The 25,467-nt window shown below is 52.1% G+C and carries 24 protein-coding genes and 1 tRNA gene; 6 read left to right on the top strand and 19 right to left on the bottom strand.

The genetic code is table 11. The features are described 5' to 3' along the window. Positions 1 to 31: 31 nt before the first annotated feature. Positions 32 to 1,930: a hypothetical protein gene (locus JI741_RS09010; RefSeq protein WP_202008708.1), complete on the bottom strand. Its 1,899-nt coding sequence runs from the start codon at positions 1,928 to 1,930 to the stop codon at positions 32 to 34. A 167-nt stretch (positions 1,931 to 2,097) separates the two neighbouring features. On the opposite strand from JI741_RS09010, the gene JI741_RS09005 reads away from it, so the two are divergent. Beyond that, positions 2,098 to 2,526 carry a hypothetical protein gene (locus tag JI741_RS09005; RefSeq protein WP_202008707.1) on the top strand — a complete coding sequence of 143 codons (429 nt, stop codon included), beginning with the start codon at positions 2,098 to 2,100 and terminating at the stop codon, positions 2,524 to 2,526. Positions 2,527 to 2,781: 255 nt separating this feature from the next. Here the strand turns inward: JI741_RS09005 and JI741_RS09000 are convergent. From JI741_RS09000 to JI741_RS08965, 8 genes are all read right to left on the bottom strand, one after another. Beyond that, positions 2,782 to 2,868, bottom strand: a tRNA-Ser gene (locus JI741_RS09000). Positions 2,869 to 2,930: 62 nt separating this feature from the next. Next, positions 2,931 to 3,998 carry an asparaginase gene (locus JI741_RS08995; RefSeq protein ID WP_369411739.1) on the bottom strand — a complete coding sequence of 356 codons (1,068 nt, stop codon included), beginning with the start codon at positions 3,996 to 3,998 and terminating at the stop codon, positions 2,931 to 2,933. Then, positions 3,995 to 4,768, bottom strand: a complete 774-nt coding sequence (locus tag JI741_RS08990) for a TatD family hydrolase (protein WP_202008706.1) — start codon at positions 4,766 to 4,768, stop codon at positions 3,995 to 3,997. The genes JI741_RS08995 and JI741_RS08990 overlap by 4 nt, the downstream gene beginning before the upstream one ends. Before the next feature lie 96 nt (positions 4,769 to 4,864). Next, positions 4,865 to 5,212, bottom strand: coding sequence for a diacylglycerol kinase family protein (locus JI741_RS08985; RefSeq protein ID WP_202008705.1), 348 nt, complete (start codon positions 5,210 to 5,212; stop codon positions 4,865 to 4,867). 166 nt (positions 5,213 to 5,378) lie between these two features. Continuing rightward, complete coding sequence (locus JI741_RS08980) at positions 5,379 to 6,461, bottom strand: glycosyltransferase (protein ID WP_202008704.1); 1,083 nt, start codon at positions 6,459 to 6,461, stop codon at positions 5,379 to 5,381. Then, positions 6,458 to 7,096 (bottom strand): polysaccharide deacetylase family protein, encoded by a 639-nt coding sequence (locus JI741_RS08975; protein ID WP_202008703.1) that lies wholly within the window; start codon positions 7,094 to 7,096, stop codon positions 6,458 to 6,460. Before JI741_RS08975 ends, JI741_RS08980 begins: the two co-directional genes overlap by 4 nt. Positions 7,097 to 7,164: 68 nt before the next feature. After that, positions 7,165 to 8,391: a GAF domain-containing SpoIIE family protein phosphatase gene (locus JI741_RS08970; RefSeq protein ID WP_202008702.1), complete on the bottom strand. Its 1,227-nt coding sequence runs from the start codon at positions 8,389 to 8,391 to the stop codon at positions 7,165 to 7,167. A gap of 68 nt (positions 8,392 to 8,459) precedes the next feature. Then, positions 8,460 to 9,593, bottom strand: a complete 1,134-nt coding sequence (locus JI741_RS08965; protein ID WP_202008701.1) for a glycosyltransferase — start codon at positions 9,591 to 9,593, stop codon at positions 8,460 to 8,462. Between the two features lie 53 nt (positions 9,594 to 9,646). Between JI741_RS08965 and ruvC the strand changes: the two genes are divergently transcribed. Both ruvC and JI741_RS08955 read left to right on the top strand, forming a co-directional pair. Then, a complete protein-coding gene (gene ruvC, locus JI741_RS08960; protein ID WP_202008767.1) occupies positions 9,647 to 10,192 on the top strand; it encodes a crossover junction endodeoxyribonuclease RuvC in 546 nt (181 codons plus the stop codon). A 30-nt stretch (positions 10,193 to 10,222) separates the two neighbouring features. After that, positions 10,223 to 11,371: a glycosyltransferase family protein gene (locus tag JI741_RS08955; RefSeq protein ID WP_202008700.1), complete on the top strand. Its 1,149-nt coding sequence runs from the start codon at positions 10,223 to 10,225 to the stop codon at positions 11,369 to 11,371. Positions 11,372 to 11,377: 6 nt separating this feature from the next. On the opposite strand, the gene JI741_RS08950 is transcribed toward JI741_RS08955, so the two are convergent. The 8 genes from JI741_RS08950 to miaA form a co-directional block, all read right to left on the bottom strand. Then, on the bottom strand, positions 11,378 to 12,016 hold the full coding sequence (locus tag JI741_RS08950) for a PIG-L deacetylase family protein (RefSeq protein ID WP_202008699.1): 639 nt from the start codon (positions 12,014 to 12,016) through the stop codon (positions 11,378 to 11,380). Between the two features lie 33 nt (positions 12,017 to 12,049). After that, entirely contained in the window at positions 12,050 to 13,852 is a 1,803-nt protein-coding gene (locus JI741_RS08945) for a T9SS type B sorting domain-containing protein (RefSeq protein ID WP_202008698.1), read from the bottom strand. Between the two features lie 105 nt (positions 13,853 to 13,957). Beyond that, the gene (locus tag JI741_RS08940; protein ID WP_202008697.1) at positions 13,958 to 15,046 is read right to left on the bottom strand and encodes a TDP-N-acetylfucosamine:lipid II N-acetylfucosaminyltransferase family protein; all 1,089 of its coding nucleotides are present in this window, start codon (positions 15,044 to 15,046) and stop codon (positions 13,958 to 13,960) included. 3 nt (positions 15,047 to 15,049) lie between these two features. After that, positions 15,050 to 15,712, bottom strand: a complete 663-nt coding sequence (locus JI741_RS08935; protein WP_202008696.1) for an acetyltransferase — start codon at positions 15,710 to 15,712, stop codon at positions 15,050 to 15,052. A gap of 7 nt (positions 15,713 to 15,719) precedes the next feature. After that, positions 15,720 to 16,802 carry a DegT/DnrJ/EryC1/StrS family aminotransferase gene (locus tag JI741_RS08930; RefSeq protein WP_202008695.1) on the bottom strand — a complete coding sequence of 361 codons (1,083 nt, stop codon included), beginning with the start codon at positions 16,800 to 16,802 and terminating at the stop codon, positions 15,720 to 15,722. Positions 16,803 to 16,842: 40 nt separating this feature from the next. Next, positions 16,843 to 18,288, bottom strand: coding sequence for a lipopolysaccharide biosynthesis protein (locus JI741_RS08925; protein WP_202008694.1), 1,446 nt, complete (start codon positions 18,286 to 18,288; stop codon positions 16,843 to 16,845). A 55-nt stretch (positions 18,289 to 18,343) separates the two neighbouring features. Then, complete coding sequence (locus tag JI741_RS08920) at positions 18,344 to 19,669, bottom strand: glycosyltransferase family protein (protein ID WP_202008693.1); 1,326 nt, start codon at positions 19,667 to 19,669, stop codon at positions 18,344 to 18,346. Positions 19,670 to 19,672: 3 nt separating this feature from the next. Further along, positions 19,673 to 20,575, bottom strand: a complete 903-nt coding sequence (miaA, locus tag JI741_RS08915; RefSeq protein ID WP_202008692.1) for a tRNA (adenosine(37)-N6)-dimethylallyltransferase MiaA — start codon at positions 20,573 to 20,575, stop codon at positions 19,673 to 19,675. 186 nt (positions 20,576 to 20,761) lie between these two features. Here miaA and JI741_RS08910 point away from each other — a divergent pair, with 186 nt between their 5' ends. The 3 genes from JI741_RS08910 to JI741_RS32475 are packed head-to-tail and all read left to right on the top strand — an operon-like array spanning position 20,762 to position 23,403. Continuing rightward, positions 20,762 to 21,031, top strand: coding sequence for a hypothetical protein (locus JI741_RS08910; protein WP_202008691.1), 270 nt, complete (start codon positions 20,762 to 20,764; stop codon positions 21,029 to 21,031). Further along, positions 21,028 to 21,792: an MBL fold metallo-hydrolase gene (locus JI741_RS08905; RefSeq protein ID WP_202008690.1), complete on the top strand. Its 765-nt coding sequence runs from the start codon at positions 21,028 to 21,030 to the stop codon at positions 21,790 to 21,792. Before JI741_RS08910 ends, JI741_RS08905 begins: the two co-directional genes overlap by 4 nt. Positions 21,793 to 21,852: 60 nt before the next feature. Next, a complete protein-coding gene (locus tag JI741_RS32475) occupies positions 21,853 to 23,403 on the top strand; it encodes an NFACT RNA binding domain-containing protein (protein WP_202008689.1) in 1,551 nt (516 codons plus the stop codon). 86 nt (positions 23,404 to 23,489) lie between these two features. Here the strand turns inward: JI741_RS32475 and pyk are convergent, their stop codons facing one another. After that, the gene (gene pyk, locus JI741_RS08895; protein ID WP_202008688.1) at positions 23,490 to 24,920 is read right to left on the bottom strand and encodes a pyruvate kinase; all 1,431 of its coding nucleotides are present in this window, start codon (positions 24,918 to 24,920) and stop codon (positions 23,490 to 23,492) included. Between the two features lie 59 nt (positions 24,921 to 24,979). Next, positions 24,980 to 25,402: an IPExxxVDY family protein gene (locus JI741_RS08890; RefSeq protein WP_202008687.1), complete on the bottom strand. Its 423-nt coding sequence runs from the start codon at positions 25,400 to 25,402 to the stop codon at positions 24,980 to 24,982. Positions 25,403 to 25,467: the final 65 nt, after the last annotated feature.

Here is a 25,467-nt window from a genome sequence, read left to right as displayed (position 1 = left end):
TTATTACAGGTTATGTCAGTTTTCACATATGTTACTTTTTGTCCGCGTCAACGAACTTCCCCGCAAGATTTGTAAAGCTAAACCCAAGCCCGATGTAGCTGGAGTCCTTATCGACGTTTAGATTCTTGCCAGCGACGACAAATATCTTATTACGAAACAGCCCCAACACGCCAGCAACACCAATTTCGACGTCCCTACTTTCTGAGAAGTCAATGTAACTAACATTGATCCCAAAGCTCGGCTCCCACCACTTTAAAAACTTCCGTTTGCCGTTGTCGCTGCCGTAAGCCCACATTAGCGAAACTCCAGGTGCCCCTTTGTATTTCGATGGTGACACATCCGAATCGTCCTTATCCACATGCAGTCTGTTAATAAGTAAAAATGAGTCGGCAATCTTCATCCGAAACCCAAGCTCTTTGATATCGTATGCAGCAATTAACACCTCTTTCTTCCTCAAACTGTCCGATCGGTTTTGCCGCGAATTGTATAGGTCTTCTTCGTTGGGTTCCGATCCGTAGCGAGCTACGTAGATGCGCAAAATGTCGCCCTCTTTCGCATCCTCCTTTCGCAAATCGATTACGGCAGGCTCAAGCTTTGCAAAAATATAGCGAGACGCTGTCCGAGCTAAAAACTCATTGTATGCAGCTCGAATTGGTGGATGACTCATTAGGAATTCAAGATCCAATTGATTGGTTGCTCCGGAACAGTCGTTCGATGCCTGACTTAACTGGAGATCGAATGTGATGAATAGGCCGCTCTTTTTAATACTATTTCTCGCGTTAAACAACAAACGCGCTTGCGCTATTTTTGCTGAATCCTGTTGTTTTTCGATTATTTTCAATTGGGGCAACATAACGAAGTCCCTCAAGTTTTTAAGTTGAAGAGTTACATACCCAATATCCTCGACTGCCGATCGCATCTGCATGCTTCTTAGTTCGGCGTTCGTGGGTTGGGCGGTTTTTGCCTGTACCTTTTGCACTCTTTGGATGACCGCGTTGAAATTGTTTATAGCCGAATCGAACGTGGCGCTAATGTGCTGAACGAAAATTGGGTCTTTATCGATGCTCTTGGAATACGCGCGTCTTGTCTCGCCATCTGTTTTGCTGAAATAATCTATGTAACCTTTGATCAATTTTAGGTGAGTTTTCACTTTCAAGATCGACGTTATCATAGAATTGCTTATTTCATCAGCCTGATACTTCTTTGCCTCAATCTCTAACGCCATCACTTGCGCAGATACTATCTGCATTAATTGTGTCGACGAGACGGCTGTATCAATTTTAATGGCGGGGTCGATGGTATTGGCTTGCTTAATGCCTTCGGATGTTGTGATCATCAGTGCCCGCAGACCCTCCCGAAGCTGTTTGAATAAATCATGCCTCGTTTGCAATGACGCGATTTTGCTGTCGATCGTACGACGGTCGTTTATCTCGTTGTACCGGTTTAGAAATTCACAAAATGTCGCATGGTTAAATCGATTTGTTTCTGTAATAAAACTCGACAGTGACGAGGCGAAGTCGCGACTGCTGTTAACTCCTTTTACTCCTATGGGTTTCGACTCTTTGCCAACTTCAGAATACGGACTAACCTCAATTGCGCGATTATTTATCTTCGCTGTTAACGATACCGACCCCAGAAAGTCAGCGAAACCGGACAATGAGTCGCGATTGATGTAAATGATCACTTTGCTACGATCATCAACAAATGTAACTTGCTCCACAAACGGGTGTTCAGCCAGATAGATAGACTTCAAAGTATCAGAGCCATAACTATCTTCGTAGATGGAGATAACTGCTCTAGCATTGTCACTTAAATCCATCCCTTGCGGATGCTTCCGAGGTGGTTTTTGCGCACGGGCAAAGTCATGCAACAGCAAACATAAAACCGCCAGCCAAAGGGCAAGTCGAGCCAAGTTTTGTAAATATTTCATATTCAATTAGGGTTACTTATCTAATTGAATCTGACTTAGACGGGCTTCTGAAGGTATAAAAAAAAATTAAAATAGGTATTACCATCAATGTTTAAAATTTGGATTAAACTTCGATTTTCCGCTTCAAGCTACCAAGGGTTATTAGTTCCCATACTCTATCGTCAATCATGGCTGAATATCTTAGTTCCGCTTTCGATTCCTTGGTATGTATGATTTCATTTCACAAATCCTCGAGCTTAATCAACGCCCGGTTCAGAGAAGGTAAAGATGGAACGGTTTACGGATTGACTTTGGTCGACAATCGGAAATGCGCGGTATTTAATGGAAGCGATCTTGGGAAAGGCTATAGTGGACAGGCATTAATTAAGCGGTTTGAAGAGAAGCCTCGTCTGGTGACGGCTGGTGAAAAAGAAAGGCATGCGCTTACTCCACAAGGTTCAGAATTGCCGCAACTTCAACTCCGCGATCTTTCTCTACCCACCTGGATACATGACATTGCAAAAGAGTTCTTGAATGTGATGAAGGCTGAAAAATCCGGGCAAGAACCGATTAATCCATCATTGAAAAAGAAGAAAAGGAAAAAGAAACGAGGATAATTGTCGTGTTCATATCACCGAGGTTAAGTTAAAAATCGACTTATACAGCCTGGGTGAACGATAGCTTTTCAATTGAGAAAAGTGCGTTTCCAATCTGTTTCGGCATTCGGTGATACCAATTTCCGACAGAGGTGGTATCCCCGAATTTATCACCTGGGAGTTGATCTTTTTTATCAGAAAATGACCGGGATGAAAACAAAAAACCTCAAAATCATAGCAGATCTTGAGGTTTCAATTCATTTGTATTCATTTACGCGGAGAGGGCGGGATTCGAACCCGCGATACCCTTTCGAGTATACACACTTTCCAGGCGTGCTCCTTCAACCACTCGGACACCTCTCCTTTTGTGTTGGGCCTGGAAACGGGGCACAAAGAAATCAATAAAAATCGCAGTTTCCAAGTGTTCACGAGGTCAATTCTCCGGCCAGCGACAATCCAATGAGGTCGCGGGTGCGTTCGGGGCCGTATTGGCCCAGCAGCAGCATCAGTTTGGTCACGGCGGCCTCGGTGGTCATGTCGGCGCCGCTAATCACGCCTATTTGCTGCAGGCGTTTGCTGGTTTCGTAACGGCCCTGCAACACGCGGCCGCCGGGGCATTGCGAGATGTTCAATAAAATCACGCCGCGCTCAATGGCCAGCTTCAGCTCTTCGATGAGCCACGACAGCGTGGGGGCGTTGCCCGAGCCATAGGTTTCGAGCACCACGGCTTTCAGGTTTGGGGTGGTGAGTATGGCGTTTACCACCTGCCGGTTCAGGCCGGGGAATAATTTCAGGATCACCACGTTGGTTTCGAAGGCGTCGCGCAGTTCCAGCTTCATGGAGCGGGGGGCCGAGCGGATCACCGAAAAGTTATAGTCAATCTTCACGCCGGCGGTGGCCAGGGGTGGATAGTTGCCCGAGTCGAAGGCGTCGAACTGCATGCTCTCCACTTTCTTGGAGCGGTTGCCGCGCAGCAGTTCATAGTCGAAGAAGATACACACTTCGGGCACCAGGGGCATGCCCTCCTGTTTTGCCGACGCAATGTCGAGGGCCGTGATCAGGTTTTCGCGGGCGTCGGAGCGTGGCTCGCTAATGGGCAGTTGTGCGCCCGTGATCACCACCGGTTTGCTGAGGCCTTCCAGCATGAAGCTGAGGGCCGAGGCGGTGAAGGCCATGGTGTCGGTGCCGTGCAGCACCACAAAGCCGTCGTGCTGTTCGTATTCGTCGTAGATGATTTTGCCGATGAGCTGCCAGTGCTCGATGTTCACGTTCGACGAGTCGATGGGATGCTCGAACGACACGGCCGTGATTTCGAGCGCGAGGTTTTTCAACGTGGGCAACTGCTCGAGAATGTAGGGAAAATCGAAGGGCACCAGCACGCCCTCGCGGTCGTAGTTCATGCCAAAGGTTCCTCCGGTATAGATAATGAGGATACGGGCACGCGACTTGCCCGGCAGCGCCGTGTTGATGCTGACTTTGTTGAGGCTCATCATGCAGGATTGAACAGCGCTAGCGCATTTTTGGTGGTCATGGTTTCAACTTCTTCCACAGGCATTCTTTTCACGTCTGCAATTTTGCGGGCCACCAGCGGAATGTAGGATGGCTCGTTTCGTTTTCCACGGTGTGGCACCGGGGCAAGATAAGGACTATCGGTTTCCAAAACCATATGCTCGAGGCTCACCGCTTCCAGCATGGCATCGAGGCCACCGTTCTTGAACGTGGCCACGCCGCCAATGCCCAGCAGAAAGCCCAGCTTGGTGATGCGTTCGGCCTGGGCTGTGGTGCCGCCATAGCAATGAAAAATTCCGGTGAGGCGTCCATCCTGAACCTTCTCCACCAGGGCAATGGTTTCGTCGAGGCTTTCGCGGCAATGGATCACGATGGGGAGCACATATTTTTTGGCCCACGCCACCTGCACGTTAAAGGCTTCCACCTGTTGTTCCCAGAAGGTCTTGTCCCAATACAAATCGGTTCCTATTTCGCCCACAGCGGCAAACTTGCGCTTGCCCAGCCAGGTCTCCACGGTGTAGAGTTCGCGTTCAAAGTCTTTCTTCACCGAACACGGATGGAGGCCCATCATGGCATAGCAGGTTTGGGGTGAGCGGCTTTCCAGCTCCATCATGCGGTCTATGGACGTGTGGTCTACGTTGGGCATAAATATTTTGCCGATGCGCTGCTCCTCGCAGCGGTGCAGCATGTCGTCATAATCCTTAATAAAGTCCTCGTGATAGATGTGGGCGTGTGTGTCGACGTAGAAATTCATGTTTCAAAAATACGAGGTCTGGCGGAGAGAGTGCGAATAAAACCGGCAATAAAAATGCAATCGGTCAATCCCTGCCGGTGCGTTGCCGTGGGGCCGTCACAACAAATATTTCCGAAAAATGATGATGCCCACCACCACGGCCATGCACGACACCACCAGCACGGCGCCAGCGGCAATGTCTTTTATTTTGCCGGCCTGCGGGTTGCGCTCCAGCGTGATCATGTTCACCAGCTCTTCAATGGCCGAGTTCATCAGCTCCAGGCCAATCACCACCCCAATGCACAAACACACAATGCACCATTCTTCGGGCGTGATCTGCACATAAAATCCGGCGCCAACCACCAACAGGGCCACGCCAATTTGCACCTTCAGGTTGCGCTCGCCGGAAATGCCCGACCAGATGCCATGGAACGCATACACAAAACTTTTCAGGAGGCGTCTCATACTTTTCTTAGCTAAAAAATTTTACGGTTGTTGTCGTGCCCAATCAACGGCATAGTGTGGAGTGTAGTTGCCTATCGGTTCGGTTGCCCGTGCGTTGAGTCTATTCGCCTATGCGCAACGGCTGTTGTTTGTGTTTGGCGGCCAACGTGTTTTTTGTATGCTTCAATCACGGCATCGTTCCCTTTGCATCGAACAGAACGTCTAACGCTTTTTGAAGCAACGCACCGCTGGCAGGCAGGGCTGTGAACCCGGAATACTTTTTCGATTCCTGCCATGCGCTTGCAAAATCGAAGCGATGTTGCTCTTGCGCATAGGCCACGCCCTGGTTCATTAAGCGTGTGGCAAGATACTCCTGTTCGGTCTGCCCCGGTGTGGGCACAAAGATGGCGCGCCGTCGCAGGGCGGCAAGGTCCATCACGGTGCTGAAGCCACTGCGGGCAATCACGCAGGTTGACTGTTCCAACACCTTCTGAAGCGCCTCGCCCTTCAGGAAGTTAACACAATTCCGGTCATCTTGCTGCTCGCGGGCCGAGGGAAGTCCACGCACAATAAAATATTTGAGGCCCGAAGCCTTCACCTGGTCAACCACCTTCTTTTCGAAATGGCTGCGCTGGGGCTCAGGGCCGGAGAACACACAGACCACGTCGAACACCGTTTCTGTTTTCTCCGATGGCGTGAAGCGCGACTGTGGGCCGATGTAGTGCACATTCTTTAACGCACTGGTTTCACCAAACGCAATGAGGCTGCCCGCAAGACTGTCGTGGCCGGGAACATCGGGAATCCAGCATTGTGCAAACCGGCGAATGAGTGCGTGGTTGCGTCGGCGAACCCAGGGCGACAACCAGCCAAATCGTTTTGGCATGAGGATGTTGCTTTGATGGGTAATGAAAATGGAAGGCACCTTTGCCGACCAGCATCCATAGCGATTGTCGGAAATCACCAGGTCTATGTTGTGTTGCTTCACGTGGCGTTCCAGCAGTTCGTGTTCGTCGCGGATCACGCGCACAAACTTGGGCAACTGTTTGGCCATGCTCCACACCATGGAACCGGTGCTGTATTCGGGTTGATAGCCCGGCAGGTCGAGAAAGGTGAGCGATGGAAATTCTTCCTGCAACAACACCTGTGCATCGCCGCTGCCGGCGATAAAAATGTCGCACTGCCGTTGCTGCAATGCGCGGATCAGCGGAATGCACCGGGTGGCATGCCCCAGACCCCAGTCGAGCGGTGCTATGAGAACACGTTTGATCATGCCAGGGTCTTGAACTGGAAATCGAGCGCAGAGAAATGATCGAGCAGGCGCGGCAGGGCGTAGGTCATGTTCTTCTCGGCTTTGAGGCTGTCGTGAAAAACAATGATTGATCCTGCACGTGTAGCCTTCACGGTGTTTCGAAGACAACGTTCGCGGGCCAGGCTCTTTGCATAGTCTACCGACAGCACGTCCCACATAATGATGTTAAAATCCTGGAGCGCCAAAATCTGGTTTCGGGTGATGCGCCCATAGGGTGGGCGAAACAGTGGGCGACTTGCCACGCTGTGCGCAGGCTTGGCCTGGAGTGTCATTTCCTCCTGGCAGCGTTGCACGTTTTGTTTGTAGTCGGTGGCGTTGTTCTTCCAGCCGTTCATGTGGTTGAAGGTGTGGTTGGCGGTGACGTGTCCTTGCGCTGCGATTCGCCTGAAGATGTCGGGGTGTTTGCGCACGTTGTCGCCTATGCAAAAGAAGGTGGCTTTGGCCTGATAAGCCGCCAGGGTTTCGAGCACAAATTCTGTGGGGCCGGGCACGGGGCCATCGTCAAACGTGAGGTACAATTCTTTGCGGGCTCCTTCCACTCTCCAGGTGAGCGAAGGATAGAGCATGGGCAGAAAGAACGGTGTGCGATGGAGCATAAGCAAAATCCGGAAGTTGTTTCGGAAGCCCGAAACAACACAGTGTTTAAAAACTTAAGTCGAAGCCACTAGCCTACTTTGCACGACAAGATGGTGATGTCGTCGTTGTAGCCATTCTTTCCCTTGAACGTGTCGAGCGCCACGATGATGTCCTGGTGAATCATGCGCAGGGGTTTGTTGAAGGTTTCCTCGTCGCTGAAATAGCTCAGCAACGCTTCCACGCCAAACTCTGCATCTTTTTCGCTGCGTGTTTCGGTGAGGCCGTCGGTGTAGCAGAACAGCAGGAAGTCGTCGAGGTCGGTCACAAAACCTTCGTTCAGAAACGGCAGCGGGTGCATGGCACCGAGCACGGTCGATCCATCTTCCAACAACCGAAGGCCGTTCTTGCGATCGATCAATATCGGCGGATTGTGTCCGGCATTCACATAGACCATGGTCTTCAACCGCAGGTCATAGATGGCGGCAAAGAAGGTGATGAACTTTTCGCCCTTTGTGTTTTCCAACACCTGGAAATTCAACGCCTCAATGATGTCGGTGAGGTTGGGTGTTTGGCGCAGCAGTGTGCGCAACGACGCCTGAAAGTTAGACATCATCAAAGCCGCGGGTATGCCCTTGCCGCTCACGTCGGCCACGCAGATGAGGAATTGATTTTTGTTGATGGGTATGTAGTCGTAGTAGTCGCCGCCCACCATGTCGTGTGGCAGATAGCTGGCTTCCACTTTCAACAACTCGGTGTTGGGAAGTTTGTCGGGGAAAAGAAATTGCTGCACGTCGCTGGCAATTTCGAGCTCTTTGCGAAACGATTCCTGCTCCAGTTGTTTGCGCACCAGCTTTTTGTTTTCGATGGCAACGATAATGATGTTGCTGAGGGCTTGTATGAATTTGATGCCGTCTTCGTTTTCGTAGCGCAGATCGTCTTTCTCCAGGCCGCCCACAAACACCAACGCCAGGGTTGTGCTTTTGTGCGTCACGGGAATGATGATGTCGAACACGGTGAAGTCGCAGTCTTCAAATTCGCGCAGGTGCGTAATGTCTTGTATGGTCTTGAATGCCGGCAGGAGGTCGGCGCGGTGAAAATGTTTTTTGGTGCCGAAGCTCACTTTGCAACTCCACTCGTCGTCGAGCACAAACAGCGCGAGCTTTTGGATGTTGAGGTTTGAGCGAAGGGTGAAGTTATAAATTTTGTAGAGCGACTCTTCCGGCAGGTTACTGTTTATAGCTTGAGTGATCTCCAGCAGCGCGTTTAGCTCGAGCTCTTTGATTTCAAATTTAGCCTTGAGGGTTTGTTCGGTCATGTTACGGTAAAGTTAAACTGAAAAGCGAATTGTACACAACCCTTTTAACAGGCGTTAACATGTTTTACTCACTTCGTGCTGATATGACTGACGGTGAGGGATTTTAGTTTTCTTCCCTTCCACTCAAACGAATGAAAGTTCGAAATCATGCCAATCGTCAAAATATAAAGTGGATAAACAACCAACAACGATAGAAAAGCGGGCCACCTCCACGAAAGGCGAAGAAACGCCGACACACTGCGCAAGAAGCCATATTCAACCAGTGCCTTTGCACTCCACAACACCAACGCCACCGTGGGCGACAGAACACCCCAAAACGCAAGCACCGGAAGAAGAAACACAAGGCATTGAAACACGGCAATGAAAGCCGCCAGCGCTTTGCTAACAAACGATTGGTGATGCCGCCACTTGCCGGCCCAACGAATGCGCTGCTGCACGAAGCTATGCAGGCTTGGGCTGGGCAGTGTGCTCACCACCCCGTGCGGGTCCCGCACAAACGCCACACCACCCGGAAAAGCATGCGCAATTTTACGCAGCAGAAATTCGTCGTCGCCCGAAGGGATGTGCAGGTTGCCGCTATAGCCGCCCACGGCATCGAAGGCCTGCTTGCGAAATGCGAGGTTTGCCCCATTGCACATGGTGGGCGCACCCAACGCCAGGGTGGCTGCCCCCGAACCGATGAGGCTCACAAATTCCAGCGATTGCAGCGACGAAAAATAATGATGGGGTTCAATGCGCACACCGCCAAACACCATGTGTATGCCCTGTGCCGAAGCCGCGGCCACCAGGGTCTCGATCCATGCCGGTGGCAGGCTGCAATCGGCGTCTGTGGTGGCCACCAGCGTTCCCTGCGCCGACTGAACACCCAGCGTTAGCGCCGCCTTCTTTCCCACACCGGTGTTCTTCAGAATCTTGATGGAAATAACTTCGGAGTGACAACTCGCGAGTGCAGTCAACGTCTCGTCTTCCGAATGGTCGTCGACAAAAATCACCTCCAACTTTGCATAACGTTGGGCTTCCAAATCGCGCCACAGCCGCGCGATGTTTGGCGCTTCGTTTCGCACGGCAATGACCACCGTCACCAGCGGTTGTTCACCCACCTGCACCGGTGGCTTTTCGCGAATGGCTTTGCGCCAGCCCGCGAGCAGTGCCAGCACCAGGGCGGTGTAGAGGGCAAATGCGATGAAGATGACGGTGGCCATGCCTTGCAATTTCACTAATTTATAAACGCTACCTATCTTGGGCCGTGGTAAATATTGTGAAAGAGAAGATCATCCTGGGCCTCGATCCCGGCACAAACGTGATGGGCTATGGCGTCATCCTGGTGCGGAAGCCCAAAATCGATCTGTTGCAGTTTGGGGTTATTCACCTCAGCAAGTATGCCGGACACGAGCTGCGGCTGAAAAAAATCTTCGAACGGGTCATCAGCCTCATCGACGAGTTTGGTCCCGACGAGGTGGCGCTGGAGGCTCCCTTCTTTGGCAAGAACGTGCAGTCCATGCTGAAGCTGGGGCGCGCACAAGGTGTGGCCATGGCCGCGGCGCTGTCGCGCGAAATTCCCATCATGGAATATGCTCCCAAGAAAGTGAAGCAGTCGGTCACCGGCAATGGCAACGCCTCCAAAGAGCAAGTAGCCAAAATGCTGATGATGCAGTTTGCCATAAAAGAAGTTCCCAAACTTCTCGACGCCACCGACGCACTGGCCGTGGCCTTGTGCCACCATTTTCAGAAAGGCGATGCAAAAGCCAAGAGCAAAACATGGGAGTCTTTTGTGAAAGAAAATCCGGGCCGGGCCAAATAAAAACACACATCTTTACGAAATTTTTTCCGCATGAAGTCCCTGCTTGTTCTCTGCTTCACCGACCTTAAGAACGACGCCCGCGTGACGCGTCAGGTAAATTTTCTGAAAGAAACCTATCGCGTCACCGCCGCAGTTTTCGATGCCTATCCCGACCCGGGGCGCGAGTTATTTGTGATCAAAAAAACAAACCTTACTTTTTTGCGGAAAGCCGTGGCCTCTGTTTTTCTGTTGCTGGGCATCAACCGCATTGCCTATGCGTTGCTGCACAACTATCAGTCCTATGTGCCCACGCTTCGCGACCGCAAGTTCGACATCATTGTGGCCAACGACATCGAGGCCCTGCCCCTCGCCTTCTCTATTGCCGGCCAGCACAGCAAAGTTTTTTTTGATGCCCACGAATACGCACCACGTCATTTTGAAGACCGTCTCTACTGGCGCATCTTTTTTCAACGCTTCAACACGGCGTTGTGCCGGCACTACATTCCCCGCGTGGCGGGCATGTCTACCATCAACAATGGGCTGGCATCGGAATATGAAAAACATTTTGGTGTGAAACCCATCATCGTCACCAACGCGTCGCCGTTCATCGACCTCCACGCCAACGCCTCCGTGGCCAATCCCATCCGCCTGGTGCACCACGGCATCTTCAACATGTCGCGCCGGCCCGAGCTGATGATCGACATGATGGAAGCACTCGACAACCGGTTCACCCTGGATCTGATCTACCTCCTTCCCGGCAGCGCCTCACCCCAAACCAAAGAATACTTCGAAACCTATAAGGCGAAAGCCGCTGCCACCGGCAAGATCAACATCCTGCCCGCACTGAAGGGCAGCGAAATTGTGCCGTCGTTGCATGCCACCTACGACCTGGGCATCATTCTGATACCGCCCGTGAATTTCAATTACGAAAACGGCTTGCCCAACAAACTCTTCGACTGCATTCAGGCCCGCATCGGCATGGTGGCCGGCCCGCTGCGCGAGATCGCACAAATTGTGAAGCACTATGACATCGGCGTGGTGTCGGAAGATTTCACCGGCCAGGGCATGGCCAACGCACTGAAGGCGCTCACCACAAACGACATTGCCCGCTTCAAAGCCAACACCGACGTTGCCGCCCGCGAGCTGAGTGCAGAACACAATCAGAAAATTTTCCTGGAAGCGCTGGCACGCATCGCCTGAGCGAATTTAGAATATGAGGCGGATCACTTCGAACGCCTCCGCATAGGCGCTGCCGATCTGCACACCGCGTGCTTTGGCCAGCGAGAACACAAACTCTTCGGAGATGTAGTCGCGATGTTGCTGCGATTCGTAGGCTTTGAGGGCATCGCATTTGCGCTGGATGTGTTCCTTGTTCAACTGCACAAAGCAGCTGGTGCTGAACGTGAGGTTGTTCCAGATGAGCTCATAGCCAAGAATGGTGCGTTGCTTGAAGGCCCGCAGTCCCTCCTGTGCCACGGTGCTGTGGTCCTGGTGGATGTCGTGAAGCGAGGGCAGCAACACCAGGTCGGGATTTATTTGCTTGCGCAGCTGAATGAGTCCTTCCAGAATTTCCTGGCGAACATAGTTGAGCTTGCGCACTTCATAGTTGTAGATGATGAGGTTTTCGGGTTTGATGCCCAGGCGAAGGGTGGCGTTCTTCACTTCCGTTTTCAGAATGTCTTTGGGAAAACCGTCGGGCACCGATTGCTCGGCTGTGGAGAAGGCCGCGTAGTATACGTCGGCTCCGCCTTCAATCAGTTTGGCAATGGTTCCTCCGGCGCCCAGCTCACCGTCGTCGGTGTGTGGTGCCAGCACAAGTACTTTGCTGAATTTGGTGATGTCCATGCGAGTGCAGTAAAAGCGAAAGTTAAGGATTAATCAGTTGCCTTTTATTAGCGTGACACTGCCCTTTATTTTTCCAATGCAATCGCCGGTGAGCAGGTAGAAGTAGATTCCGTTTGTCAGGCCCGCCCCATTCCAATCGTTGCGATAGTTCGGGTTGTCATACACCTGTTCGCCCCACCGGTTGTAGACCGAGAACCGCGCGCCAAACAACGATTCCTCGATCATGAAATGTTCGTTAAGCAAATCGTTTCCGGGGGTGATGATGTTTGGAATCTTGTTTTTGTCAAACAACACGGGCGTGAGCGTGATCTTGTCGCTGCTGGTGCCACAAGCGTTTGAGACGGTCACGGCGTATTCGCCAAAGGTGTTCGTTACAAACGTGGAGTCCGTGGAACCATCCTGCCACACAAATTGGTAGCCCTCCGGATTTTTGAGGGGGCTAAGCTTTCGCGGTGTGAGGATGCAAAGTGTCTCATCATCGCCAAGCGAAAACGGTGGTGGGGGTTTCAGGTAGGCAACGGAAATGGTGTCGCGCCCCTTGCTGCAGGTGCCCCCTGCGCGAAGCCAATAGTTGCCCGACGTGGAAACCACGATGGATGCCGATGTTTGGCCAGTGCTCCACAACAAGGACTTGCCGGAAACCGAAGCGGGGGCAGAAAGCGTAATGGCTTTTTGATCGCAGACTTCGATGTCGGGACCGAGGTCGAAGTCTGCATTGCTTGCCGGTATTTTCACAATCTCTGTTCGGTTAAGAATGCTTGTCAAAGGTTGTTCGGCCCAGACATCAACGCTGTTGTTGTTTCGCTGAAAGTTCTTGCAGATGGAAACGCCATCGTACTGATAGTTCAGGTCCATCACATTGTTCACGTCGAAGGCAGCGGCGAAGGTGCCCATGTAGGGCTTCTCGACTTCGGCCAGGTTTAGTCCGTTGGTTTGGGAAGGAATGTCGTTCACGGTGTAGACGTGAACGCCCTCGGGTGTGCCCTGCACGTTAGACACGGTTAGTTTGTCGAGTCCATTCACCAGCGAAACCGTGTTGCCTCCCCACGACGCCGGATATAAATACACGCTCTCATCGCCGATGGGTGCACTGGAATAGACACGTTGCGGATTGCCCATCAATGTGCCATTAAAACCTTTCACCGATTTGTCGGCCACTATGTTTCCCGAAGTCTCATCAAAGTTCCAGTAGCCGATGAGGCCGGTCTCATTGCCTTTCAATTTCTTGCACATCGTTTCGCGGATCTCAGACTCGCTCAAGGCGCGATTCCAGATGCGGAATTCATCCAGCTGGCCCTTATACCGAAAATAGTTTCCGTTGCTAAACCAATAGCCCATCTTGGCCACTTCGCCCGGAGAGTTCGAGTTCATGGGATCATTTGAGTAGCCTTCATAGTCGCCACCTGCATTGATTCCATTCAGATAAATATCCATGTTGGTGGCACCTCTGAAAACCACTGTGACGTTTATCCATTTCCCGGTGGGGTCGCTCATGAGCGCGGCTTTCGATCGGCGGAAGGCCGGGTTGTTTCCTCCCTTGCCATCGCCATAGGTCATGCCCACATGCACATGCGAAGCCACCACGGCAAATCCATTGTAGACAGACGAACCATCCTGGTTGTCGAAGATCGGCACCAGTGCCGTGATGGACGGATCGATGTAGGCCCAGAATGAAACGGTGATGGGAAGGGCGACGTCGTCGTAGATATTTCCAAAGTCAATGTAGTCATCCACCCCGTCAAAGGATATAGCTCTGCCGGCACCGACGTTGTCGACCTGACAAAAGCTTTGTATTGCAGAGAGTAGCAACAACAGAATTAAAACGTATTTAGCCATAACGCCCGAAGGAATAACGTGTACCGGCACGATGCCAATAGCTCCGGCACAAAGCTAAAAACTTAACCGTTATGTTAGGGGTATCGCCGGGGGCGATGTAGTATTTCACTGACTATTGCTGAATAATCCCCTATAAACTTCCAGAAGCCGATCGTGCGAGAAGGCTTGCTGAACCTGAGTCCGGTTCAGGGTCTCCCCTCCTGCGTTTTCGGGAATGGCCTGAAGGGGATGCCATTTGATGTTGAGTTTTGTGAGGTCGGGCAGCGAGATGTTTTCGGTGTTGAAGAACACGGGTTTGTTCATGTACATCATCATGAGAATGTTGCCATAGCCCTGCGGCCGAATGGTGTTCATGACCAACCCGTCGGCTTCGGAAAGAAACGACACATACTCTTCAAATTTCATATACCGATCCACGAACTCCACGCTTCCCAGGCTGTAGCGGAGATTGTCGCGTAGAAATTTTATATAGGTCTTGTCGCCATACGAAACCGGGATCTGAAGATTGGCCTTTATGCCCTGCGTTTCCAGGTAGTGAACAAGGTCGAGGTGATTGTTGGCCGGCGATCCTGAGTTCCCTACAATGAGTGTTGGCGTTTCACGGCGTTGCGTGGAGGCCGACACCAGCGAATCGATTTTGTGATAGGCCTGGTTGTTCTCATAAAAAAAGAACCGGTGTGCGGCGTTCACCGGAAGGTGGTGCTGCGCAAACTGGTATTCATGCTCCATCCAGGTGAGGATGTTGGTGACTTTCGAAAGGGCCTTTCGTCTGTAGGGTGTTTGCGTAACGGCTATCTTCAATTCATAGAGCAGGTTCATCAACGATGTGTTGCGCTTCACATAACGCTGATAGGTTAACGGCAAAAAACAAAACCGCTCCAGCGACCTGAGGTTATACACATCGCCTCCCCAGATCATCCAGTGCAAGGCCTTGAAATTATGTTGCGCTACCCAACGGTAGAGCAGCGGTGTGAAGTAGTGGATAAAGACCTGGTCATACTGCAACGTGTCGCCTACAAGCGCAGCGAATTTGGTGCTGTTCAATTTTGCAAACGGAAGGTCGTGGCGGATCACCGACAGTTTGGCGGCGTTTGTCCGAACCACAAACCGGTTGTTGGGTAAAAGCCCGAGCTCGTTGAGATTATCGTAGAAGGCATTGATGAAACTACTGTCCGGTACGATATGAAGGTTCATGCTTTAGCGAAGAGCGGTGTTAGAAAGTGGCGCGAGGGCTCTTTTGAAAACGGCAGGCACACCGGCCACAACGCAGTTGTCGGGAACGTCTTTTGTGACAACCGCCCCGGCACCAACAATGACGTTGCTCCCCACCGTTACTTTTGGCAGAATCACGGCGTTTGTGCCCAGCACCGTGTAGTTTCCAATCGTGCAATTTCCCGTGATTCTGACGCCCGGCGACAACTCTACAAATTCGCCCACCACGCCATCGTGCGAGAGAATGCATCCGGGGTTCACCAGGCATCCCCTGCCCAGCACAACCTGGCTGGTGATTACCACACCCGAAAGAATGTTGCACCCGTCGCCAATGGAAATTCCATAGCGACCGATATCGGCTTTCGGGCTTATGGTTGAGGTGAGAATGCCACCGGCGTCCAGAAATTTTCTGTACAACTTCAGGCGCAGTGCAGGGTTGCCGAGGCCGAGTGTGAACCGTGAATCGCCCGTGGTTTGAAAGATAGTTTTCACATCTTCCATGGAACGCAGAATGGGAAATGTGTCGAAAAGTTTTTCAGGAATGTCGGCCGACAGGTCATCAAAAAAATAGAGGTCGTTCACGTCGCCACAGAGCGTCAGCACTTCCAGCACTTCTTTTGCAAACCCCTTTGCGCCCACAACCACCATAGCGACCTCAGTTGTTTTGAACTCTCAGAATGATTCTGAAGATCATATCGATTTCTTCAGGCGACAGCGTGTCGTAGAGCGGCAAGCACAGCGCCCGTTGGGCAATGGAGTTTGCCACCGTGCACACGCCGCGCTTTTCCACATAGGGAAGATTTTCCAGCGAGGGAAAGAAATAGCGGCGGGGGTGCACCCAGTTTTGTTGCAACGTGTCGAGCACGCGAACCAGGAGCTTTTCAGAATCAAAGATCACCGGATAGTAGGCATAGTTATAGACCACATCTGCCGAAACTGAAGGCTTGCTTCCCTGGAAGGTGCCCATGAATTTATCGTAGTGCGCCGACAGTTGTTTCCGGGTTTCGATGATGCGGTCAACATAGCGAAGGTTCACCAACCCCATGGCCGCATGAAACTCGGAATTTTTGCCGTTGATGCCCAGCTCGGCAAACCGCTCCGGCCCATCGTGACCAAAGTTTCGCAGGTAGGCCATGCGCTTCAGCAACTCCGGATCTTTTGTGACCACCGAGCCGCCTTCTATGGTGTGGAAAAGTTTTGTGGCGTGGAAGCTGCACGTGCTCACATCGCCATAGTCAAAGATGGAGCGGCCTTTGTATTTCACACCAAAGGCATGCGCGCCGTCGTAGATAACTTTGAGGTTTCTTCGTTTTGCAATCTCATCAATCGCCTCCACATCGCAGGGATTTCCATAGACGTGCGTGGCCAGGATGGCCGACGTTTGGGGTGTGATGGCCGCTTCAATTTTGGCGGGGTCGATGTTGCAGGTAGCGGGGTCGATGTCTACAAACACCGGTGTGCAACCTTCCCACACAATGCTGCTGGTGGTGGCCACATACGAGAACGGTGTTGTGATGATTTCGCCTTTCAACCCCAGCGCCTTTATGGCAAGCTGTATGGCAATGGTGCCGTTGGTGACGTAGAGGAGATGTTTCACCTCCTGGTAGTCTTTCAGCTTCAGCTCCAGTTCGTTCACCAGAGGTCCGTTGTTGGTAAGCCAATTACGCTTCCAGATGTCCTGGAGGTATTGCTCATATTCCTGAATCGGTGGCAGAAAAGGTTTCGTGACGGGGATCATTTTTTACAAATTGCAAATTAGCATTAATTCGGAGGCAATGTTACAAATTTCTGCGGAGGGGGTTGATGAGGGGCAGCTCTTTTCGATAGGCCCACCACAGCAATCCACCACAGCAGACCAGGTAAAATGCATGCGTGATGAAGGGATAGTCTTTTGCCAGCGTCGGCTCCAGCACCACGATGAACGCAAACATGATGAGCGGCGCCAACACAATTTTGAATACGTTATAGCGAAAGGCGAACATGCCCCTGATGTTGCTGCCCAGCAACACAATTTCGATTGCCGCGCTCAACAGCGAGGCCACAATAACGCCATACACATTTAGGTAGCGGATCAACACAATCATGCCCACTACTTTGACAGACGAAATCACCAGATAGATCACGGGCAATGGTTTTGAATATTTCAAGATGCCATAGGGCACCGAGAAAAACAGGCGCATGGTCCGGAAGAAATAAATCAACCCGATGTAGGGTATGTAGGGAATGGCCTGCTGATAGGAAGCCTTGCGCGCAAACAGGTGAATGCCCCAGGGGAGCGCGAGGATGCTGCCACACACCAGCAACATCACCACGGCGGTGAGGCCATGATAGTAGCGATTGATTTCGGGCACAGAGCCTTTCTCTTTCTGCGCAATGAGCGTGCTCACCACTTTGGGATAGAACGAACTGTGAAGACTGTTCATGAGCAGCTCGACGGGAATCAAACACTTGATCGCAAAATCGTATACCCCCACATCGCCCAGCGTGAGAAAAAAAAGCATGAGAATTCTGTCGAACTGGTTGATGACCCACTGCTGCACCTGGTAGATGAACGTGTAGGCGTTGAAGCTGAACGACGACCGAAGCCACGAGAAGTCGTAGTGAAAACCAAACTCGCGAAAAATGCGGGCCAGTGCCCAAAGACCGGGAATGAGCGACGCCAGAAATCTTCCCACCAAAGGTCCGATCAGACTGCCCGGATACAACATCAACCCGATGATGGTTAACGTTGCAATGAGCGAGAAAGAAAGAACATTCGAAAGCAGAAACACTTCGGGCTTCTCACGGCTTTGCAGCAAACTGCTGTGCACTTTGAAGATGGCCTGAAAGATGCCCGCCCCAACCGAAACCAGACCGTAGGGATAGAACGCCACATTTTTTTCGGACAACACCAATCGGAAAACAAAATCGCCGGTGAACGTCAGCAGCACCCCCACGCCCAGCCCCATCAACAACATGAACACAAAGGCCGAACTGACAAAACGCGCCAGCTTTTGCGCGTCGGCCTTCAGCTCATGAAAATGTATGTAGACCGAGGTGTCAAAACTGAACGTGACAAGAATCTGAACCAGCAGCGAAAAAACAAGATAGACCGAAAGTGCACCGTATAGTTCTGTGGACAGTTGGTTGATGTAGAAGGGCAACAAAATAAATCCACTCGCCATCGGCAACGTTCCGGCCACCGTGTAGATAAGTGAACTTTTGATAAACCCTTTGCTAATCACTGTGCGTATCGTTGTGCGTGCAAGTAAATCATTTCATAGAAAGCGGTGGACCGCGTCATAACATTTCCGTGAGTTTGCGGGCAATGGCGCGGCGTGAATATTCTTCGCCCGCATGTTTCTTCGTCTGCGCCGTGCCCTGCTTCCAGTGTTCAAAATGGTGCGCCAGTGTTTCGATGATCACGGCTTGTTTGTCGCCATCGATCATGCGGCCGGCGTTGGTCTTGTTGAGCAGCTGTGCCGCGTCACCGGCTTCGGGGCCGGTGGCCAGGATGGGTAGACCGGTGGCGAGATACTCAAACAGTTTTCCGGGCATGTAGCCTTCGGCATCTTTATAGCCTGTGAGCACCAGCAGCAACAACGCCGCGTCGCCATACTTCGCGATCAACTCGCGGTGTGGCACCGAGGCCGTGAAGGTGGTGATGCCGGCCAGGATAGTTGAGGCCATCACAAACGCGCGGAACTGAGGATGTACTTCGCCCACAAAATCGATCTGCACCAATCTTCCAAACTCCGGGTGGGTTGTTGCCAACGCTTCCACCGCGCGCATGAAGGGACGTGGATCGCACTTCTCGTTCACGATGCCCACGTGGCGGATCACAAACGTGTCGGGCCGGCGGATGACGAGTGTTGCAAAATCATCTTCATCATAGCCGTTGGTCAGCAACGTGACGGGGCGTTTTGCAAGTGCTTCGAATCGCCGCACATAAAACGGCGTGATGGTGGTGACGGCATCGGCGGTTTGCAGCACGCGTGCTTCCCACTGCTGATGTTGCCGCAGAGCGCGCTTGCCCACCATGAGGCTTTCCAGCAGGCCCCACTCGCTCCACGGGTCGCGAAAGTCGGCGATCCAGCGCAGGGTGGGATTTTTCTTTTTCAGCCGGTAGCCAATGAGGTGCATGCTGTGGGGCGGACCGGTGGTGATGATGGTGGTGATGTTTTGTTCTTTTAAAAACGTGTCCAGAAATTTCACAGAAGGCTTCACCCAAAACACACGCGGGTCGGGCACAATGAGGTTGCCGCGCACCCAGGTGCTTAAGGTTTGAAAGAGTGATTTATTTTTTCCCGACACCAGGTCGGTGGGCCTGGCCGATTTCTTTTTGCCGAGCAGCGACGAGATGGCGAAGAAGGCTTCGTAGGGTTCCCATATGGGAAAGCGGATCACCCTGGCTTCAGGGGGCACGTTGCGGGCAAGCGATTCGTCGCGGATGTCGAACGCGGGATTTTCGGGTGTGAACACATAGGGCGTCCATCCCAACCCCGGAAGGTATTTCACAAACTTCAGCCATCGCTGCACTCCGCTGCCGCCGCTGGGGGGCCAGTAGTAGGTTACGATCAATACTTTATTTTCCTTCATGCGATGGCGCAGAATTTTCGATGACACGATTTACGCATTCTTCACGACTTCTATAATCTTTTCAACCTCCCCGGGCGAAAACCACTGCACCCCGGGGTCGCGAGTGAACCACGTGAGCTGACGTTTGGCATAGTGGCGCGAGTTGCGCTTCAGCAAGCGGATGGCTTCTTCGCGGTTGTATTTTCCTTCCATGAAATCAAAGATCTCCTGATAGCCCACGGTTTGCAAGGCGTTGAGTGCCCGCAGCGGAAAGAGCGATTCGGCTTCGGCAAACAGGCCATCGGCAATCATCTGGTCCATGCGCGTGTCGATGCGCCCGTAGAGTTCTTCGCGGGGAAGTGTGAGCCCGGTTTTGATGATGGTGAAATTGTGGGTGCGTTTATTTTGCTTGCGGAAGAAGGCGATGGACTGGCCCGTGCCGATTCTCACCTCGAGCGCGCGCATGAGGCGTTGGGGATTCTGGCGGTCGATCGTCGCGTAGAGTTCAGCGTCGAGCGTCTGCATTTTTTCCTGCAGCACGGCGATGCCGTGTTCCTGAAATTCGGCGGTCAGTTTTTCGCGCACGGCCGGGTCAATTTCGGGAATGTCGTCAAACCCTTCGCACACGGCTTTCACATAGAGACCGGAGCCTCCGCACAGAATCACTTCGTTGTGTTGTGTGAACAGTTCGTGAATGAGCGCCAGCGCATCGTGGCCATACTGGGCCGCGTCGTAGTCTTCGTGGATGGAGTGGCTGTCGATGAAATGGTGACGCACCTGCCCCAATTCATCAGCCGATGGCTTGGCGGTGCCCAGGTGGAGTTCGCGAAAAATCTGGCGCGAGTCGGCAGAAACAATCTCGGTTTGAAAGTGTTTTGCCAACGCGAGGGCCACTGCCGTTTTTCCCACGGCGGTCGGGCCCGCCACCACAATAAGTTTTTTTCTGTTCTCCAAGACCGCAAGTTACGCCACAAGGCATCAATCCTGAAAATATCAGCGCCAAACTTCGGCTAGTGATCGCGCTGCAAACAGACCCGTTTGCCCTGGTTCACAGCCTCTTTTGCCGGGGGTAAACTTCCGGTGGGCGGCTTTCGGACTTCCCCGGTTTCTTGCTATCTTGCCGTCGAAAATATCTGTAGCATGATCAAGTACACAACCCAGTTTTTGACCAAATTCGAGGATATGATCGCAGAATCGGACTACACCCTGCGGTATGAGAAAGGCACGTTCAAGTCGGGTTATTGCGTGTTGAAGGATCAGAAGATCATCATCATCAACAAGTTCTACACCACCGAAGGCAAAATCAACGCCTTGCTGGAAATTATAAAGCACGTGGTGCTGGACGGCACGCGGTTCACAGACAAAAGCCAAAAGCTTTACGACGAACTGCATCACACCGAAGCCGCTTGAAAATAACATTTCTCGGCACCGGAACATCGCAGGGGGTGCCCGTGATCGGCTGCACCTGCGAAGTGTGCCAATCGCTTGACTTCCGCAACAAACGCCTCCGCACCTCCATCCACGTAGAAACCGGGGGACAAAGCTTCATCGTCGACACCGGCCCCGACTTCCGCCAGCAAATGCTCCGCGAAAATGTGAAACGCGTCGATGCCGTGCTGTTCACGCACGCGCACCGCGACCACACGGCCGGCCTTGACGACGTGCGGGCCTACAACTTCATGCAAGGCACCGACATGCCCGTGTTTGGCACACAGCAGGTGCTGGACCAGCTGAAAGTAGAATACGCCTACGCCTTCAACAAAGACGCCTATCCGGGCATCCCGCGCATAACACTCAACCTCATCTCTGAAAAACCATTCGAAGTGGGCGGCGTGCCCATAACCCCCTTGCCGGTCATGCACCTCCACCTTCCGGTGCTGGGCTTCCGGTTTGGCGATTTCAGCTACATCACCGATGCCAACGCCATCGCCGACGAAACGCTTGAGCGCCTTCGCGGCACCAAGGTGCTTGTGCTGAATGCGCTGCAGATTGAACCCCACATTTCGCACTTCAACCTCGACGAAGCCCTGAAGATGATTGCACGCATCAATCCCGGCCGCACCTATCTGACCCACATCAGCCACCGCCTGGGGCTGCACGGCGCCGTAGAAAAAAAATTGCCCGACAACGTGCTGCTCGCCTACGACGGCATGCAGCTTGAAATGAACTAAGCCGATCGTTGTTGCGCACACCGGCCGCGTGGTGCGCGAATAAACTCTTACCTTTCGGCTGTGCACAACAACTATTTCTTCCTTCGTCAGCTCACCACCTCGCTCGAAAAGCGATTGAAAGACACGGTCGTGTCGGAATGTTTCAGCCAGAACAAAGACGAGCTCATCATCCGGTTTGAAACGGCCGGCGATCCGTTTTTTATAAAAGCCAGTTTGCTGTCGTCGTTTTCGTGTGTGTCTTTTCCCGAGAATTTTCATCGTGCGCGCAAGAACAGCGCCGACCTTTTTTCGAACCTCATCGGCCACCGGGTGGCGGGCATCACGCAGTTTGAGAATGAGCGCAGCTTCTCGATCGACTTCAACAACCACGTGTCGCTGCTGTTCAAACTTCACGGCAACCGCTCTAACATCGTGCTGTTTGTGGGCGACAGCATTGACGAACTTTTCAAAAACAACATTCTCGAAGACGAAGCGATAGACCGTACCAAACTTCACCGCACCATCGACTGGTCGTTCGAAACATTTGCCCAGCACATCCAAAATCCGGGCGGCCTCTACTTCACGTTCGGGAAACTGGTGTGGCGCTATCTGGATCTGAAAAATTTTCAGACACTGGCCGACAAAGAAAAGTGGGATGCCATACAAACCGTGTTGCAGGAGCTTGAGCACCCCCACTATTTTATCACGTCGTTCGAAGGCAAAGTCGCGTTTTCGTTGTTGCCCATCGGGGACATCGCGAAAACTTTTTCGGATCCCATCAACGCCATCAACGAATTTTTCCTCACCTATTCGCAGCAGGATGCATTGGGGCGCGAACGGTCGTCGCTCCTGGCTTCGCTCAAGGCAAAGCTCCACAGCAGCGAAGAGTATTTTGCCAAGACCTCCGAAAAACTGGCGGCCCTTCAGGGCGACAACAACTATAAGGTGTGGGCCGACCTCATCATGGCCCACATGCACGAAATCAAAACCGGCATGGACCGCGTGGTGCTTCCCAACTTCTACCTCGAAAATCATCCCACCGAAATCAAGCTGAAGAAAGATCTTTCACCACAGAAGAACGCCGAAGTGTTCTATAAAAAATCAAAAAAGCAACAACTCGAAATGCAACGCATCCAGCAACTGCTGGATGCGAAACAAAAGGACATCGCCAAACTGAAACGCCAGCTGGCCGACGCCGAAGCCCTGAGCGGGCTAAAAAACATCCGCTCGTTTTCGGAAGACCTGGGATGGACCAACGTCAAAGAAAAACAACCCAAGCCTCTCCCCTACAACGAAACTGAATTTAACGGCTATCGCATCTGGGTGGGCCGCAACGCCGAGAGCAACGATGTGCTCACGCTGAAGTATGGCTTCAAGGAAGATCTGTGGCTTCACGCCAAAGACGTGGCAGGTTCGCACGTGCTCATCAAACATCAAGCGGGCAAAAATTTCCCGAAAGATGTAATCGAACGCGCGGCGCAATTGGCGGCCTATCACTCGAAACGAAAAACTGACACGCTGTGTCCTGTGGTGGTGGTGCCGCGAAAGTTTGTTCGCAAACGAAAAGGCGATCCCGCGGGAGCGGTGGTGGTGGACCGTGAGGAAGTGATTATGGTTGAGCCGAAGCGTTAGAAAAAAATCAGTCACAAAAAAAGATGCCGTATCCATCACTGGTCTACGGCATCCTTTGTATGAGCACCCTGAATCAGGGCTTTGCTTTATTTCACAATGTTAATCTTCAACGTGTTGGTTCTTCCCCTTTCCTGGATTGGCATGCTGGCCAGGAAAATGAAGATGTCGCCAGACTTCACGTGACCTTCGGCTTTCAACACGGCCTCTACGTCGGCAATGGTTTCGTCGGTGGAGTTGGTCTTTTCGTAGTGGTAGGCTTGTGAGCCCCACACGAGGTTGATCTTGTTCAACAACGACTTGTTGGCCGTGAACACAAACACATTGGCGTTGGGGCGATAGGCCGACGACTGGTAGGCGGTGTAGCCCGATTGCGTCATGCCCACAATGGCTTTGGCGCCCACGTCTTTGGCAAGCTTACACGCCGCGAGCACAAAGTTGTCGTGAATATAGGTAGGCGATTTTTTGTCTACTTCGCGGAATCTGTAGTAGATATCCGCGTTCTTTTCTACGGAGGCAATGGTGCGCACCATGCTGCGGATAACCTCCAGGGGATATCTTCCCGAGGCGGTTTCGGCCGAGAGCATCAGCGCGTCGGCTCCGTCCATCACGGCGTTGGCCACGTCGTTGGTTTCGGCGCGTGTAGGGCGCGGGTTTTCGATCATGCTTTCCATCATCTGGGTGGCCACGATCACGGGTTTGCCGGCGCGGTTACATTTTTCCACGAGCATTTTCTGCACCATGGGCACTTCTTCCATCCAGATCTCTACACCCAAATCGCCGCGGGCAACCATCACCCCATCGGTGGCAGCAATGATCTCGTCGATGTTGCTGAGGGCTTCGGGCTTTTCGATTTTGGCCACGATGCGGGCCTGCGATTTGGCTTTGTCCATGATGGCGCGCATGGAGTGAATATCTTCTGCCTTGCGCACAAACGAAAGGGCGATCCAGTCCACGTCGTTGGCCAGGCCAAACTCAAGGTCTTTCATGTCCTTTTCGGTGAGCGAGGGTGCCGACACTTTGGTGAAGGGCAGGTTGATGCCCTTGCGCGATTTGAGGGGGCCGCCGTATACCACTTCGGTCACCACATCATCGCCGCGGATTTCGGTTACTTTCAGTTCTATTTTACCATCGTCAACCAGAATCATGTCGCCGATCTTCACGTCTTTGGGCAATGTTTTATAGGACGTGCTCACGATCTCGCGGTTTCCCAGGAGTTCGCGTGTGGTGATGATGAGGGTTTGTCCGCCTTCAATGACGATGCCGGGCTCCATTTCGTTAACACGAATTTTAGGGCCTTGCAAATCCTGCAGCAAGCTGATCTGTGAACCCATTTCGGCGTTCAGTTCGCGCACGTTCTTGATCACTTTGAGGTGATCTTCGTGTGTGCCGTGAGAGAAGTTCAGACGAAACACGTCCACGCCCTCTTTAATTAAAGAGCGAAGCATTTCCTTCGAGTTTGAGGCAGGGCCGACGGTGGCAACAATTTTCGTTTTGTTGAACGATACTTTTTCTAGCATAAGGTTAAAGGTAAAATCAGTGGTGAATGGTCGTTATGAAAAGGCGTACGCATCGCGATTCAGAAGATAAAATTCGATTTGGATTTAAGTCCTTCTAACGGGATGAGGGATACTAACTGAATGGAGGCGATCGGTTTGATCAACTGAATCAACTGCTGATGAGCGTACTGTTCTTCCATAGCAGCCAAAATTATAAAATCGAAGTGAGGAAATTCAGGGATTAGGAAATACTTTCCGGGATCGGTCTCGGAAGGGCGGTTTTTGAACATTTTCAAACGATTGAGCTGAGTTTCGTAGGCATAGTAGGAAAAGCTCTTTTCCTCGTTATTTTTGAAGCCGACCACCAAATCGGGCTGTTTCACCAACTGGATGTTCAACGCTTGGTTCACTTCCCACGCCAGTTTATAGCCTTTTGCCGACGAGGTTAGCCCGAGCAGTTCGAAGTCAAATTCATAGTCGATCACTAATCTGCTTTTCTTCATTTTCGGGCTCTGGAAGCTGGCTTTGACACCAAACAGGCAAGATCAAAAAAGTTTGACAATATTGC

It is taken from the genome of Chryseolinea lacunae (assembly GCF_016735595.1).
GTDB classification, from domain to species: Bacteria; Bacteroidota; Bacteroidia; order Cytophagales; family Cyclobacteriaceae; genus Chryseolinea; species Chryseolinea lacunae.
Note: the sequence above shows the minus strand (reverse complement) of the source record. Positions and strands in the feature narration are given on the sequence as shown.

What these genes read in the sequence shown, in the direction of transcription:
- JI741_RS09005 (WP_202008707.1), top strand. Translation starts at nt 2,098, where the DNA reads ATGGCTGAATATCTTAGTTCCGCTTTCGATTCCTTGGTATGTATGATT.
- JI741_RS08965 (WP_202008701.1), bottom strand. Translation starts at nt 9,593, where the DNA reads ATGGCCACCGTCATCTTCATCGCATTTGCCCTCTACACCGCCCTGGTG.
- JI741_RS08950 (WP_202008699.1), bottom strand. Translation starts at nt 12,016, where the DNA reads ATGGACATCACCAAATTCAGCAAAGTACTTGTGCTGGCACCACACACC.
- JI741_RS08945 (WP_202008698.1), bottom strand. Translation starts at nt 13,852, where the DNA reads ATGGCTAAATACGTTTTAATTCTGTTGTTGCTACTCTCTGCAATACAA.
- JI741_RS08975 (WP_202008703.1), bottom strand. Translation starts at nt 7,096, where the DNA reads ATGCTCCATCGCACACCGTTCTTTCTGCCCATGCTCTATCCTTCGCTC.
- JI741_RS08940 (WP_202008697.1), bottom strand. Translation starts at nt 15,046, where the DNA reads ATGAACCTTCATATCGTACCGGACAGTAGTTTCATCAATGCCTTCTAC.
- JI741_RS08990 (WP_202008706.1), bottom strand. Translation starts at nt 4,768, where the DNA reads ATGAATTTCTACGTCGACACACACGCCCACATCTATCACGAGGACTTT.
- JI741_RS08995 (WP_369411739.1), bottom strand. Translation starts at nt 3,998, where the DNA reads ATGATGAGCCTCAACAAAGTCAGCATCAACACGGCGCTGCCGGGCAAG.
- JI741_RS08970 (WP_202008702.1), bottom strand. Translation starts at nt 8,391, where the DNA reads ATGACCGAACAAACCCTCAAGGCTAAATTTGAAATCAAAGAGCTCGAG.
- JI741_RS08935 (WP_202008696.1), bottom strand. Translation starts at nt 15,712, where the DNA reads ATGGTGGTTGTGGGCGCAAAGGGGTTTGCAAAAGAAGTGCTGGAAGTG.
- JI741_RS08890 (WP_202008687.1), bottom strand. Translation starts at nt 25,402, where the DNA reads ATGAAGAAAAGCAGATTAGTGATCGACTATGAATTTGACTTCGAACTG.
- JI741_RS08985 (WP_202008705.1), bottom strand. Translation starts at nt 5,212, where the DNA reads ATGAGACGCCTCCTGAAAAGTTTTGTGTATGCGTTCCATGGCATCTGG.
- JI741_RS08980 (WP_202008704.1), bottom strand. Translation starts at nt 6,461, where the DNA reads ATGATCAAACGTGTTCTCATAGCACCGCTCGACTGGGGTCTGGGGCAT.
- JI741_RS08910 (WP_202008691.1), top strand. Translation starts at nt 20,762, where the DNA reads ATGATCAAGTACACAACCCAGTTTTTGACCAAATTCGAGGATATGATC.
- JI741_RS08930 (WP_202008695.1), bottom strand. Translation starts at nt 16,802, where the DNA reads ATGATCCCCGTCACGAAACCTTTTCTGCCACCGATTCAGGAATATGAG.
- JI741_RS09010 (WP_202008708.1), bottom strand. Translation starts at nt 1,930, where the DNA reads ATGAAATATTTACAAAACTTGGCTCGACTTGCCCTTTGGCTGGCGGTT.
- JI741_RS08955 (WP_202008700.1), top strand. Translation starts at nt 10,223, where the DNA reads ATGAAGTCCCTGCTTGTTCTCTGCTTCACCGACCTTAAGAACGACGCC.
- pyk (WP_202008688.1), bottom strand. Translation starts at nt 24,920, where the DNA reads ATGCTAGAAAAAGTATCGTTCAACAAAACGAAAATTGTTGCCACCGTC.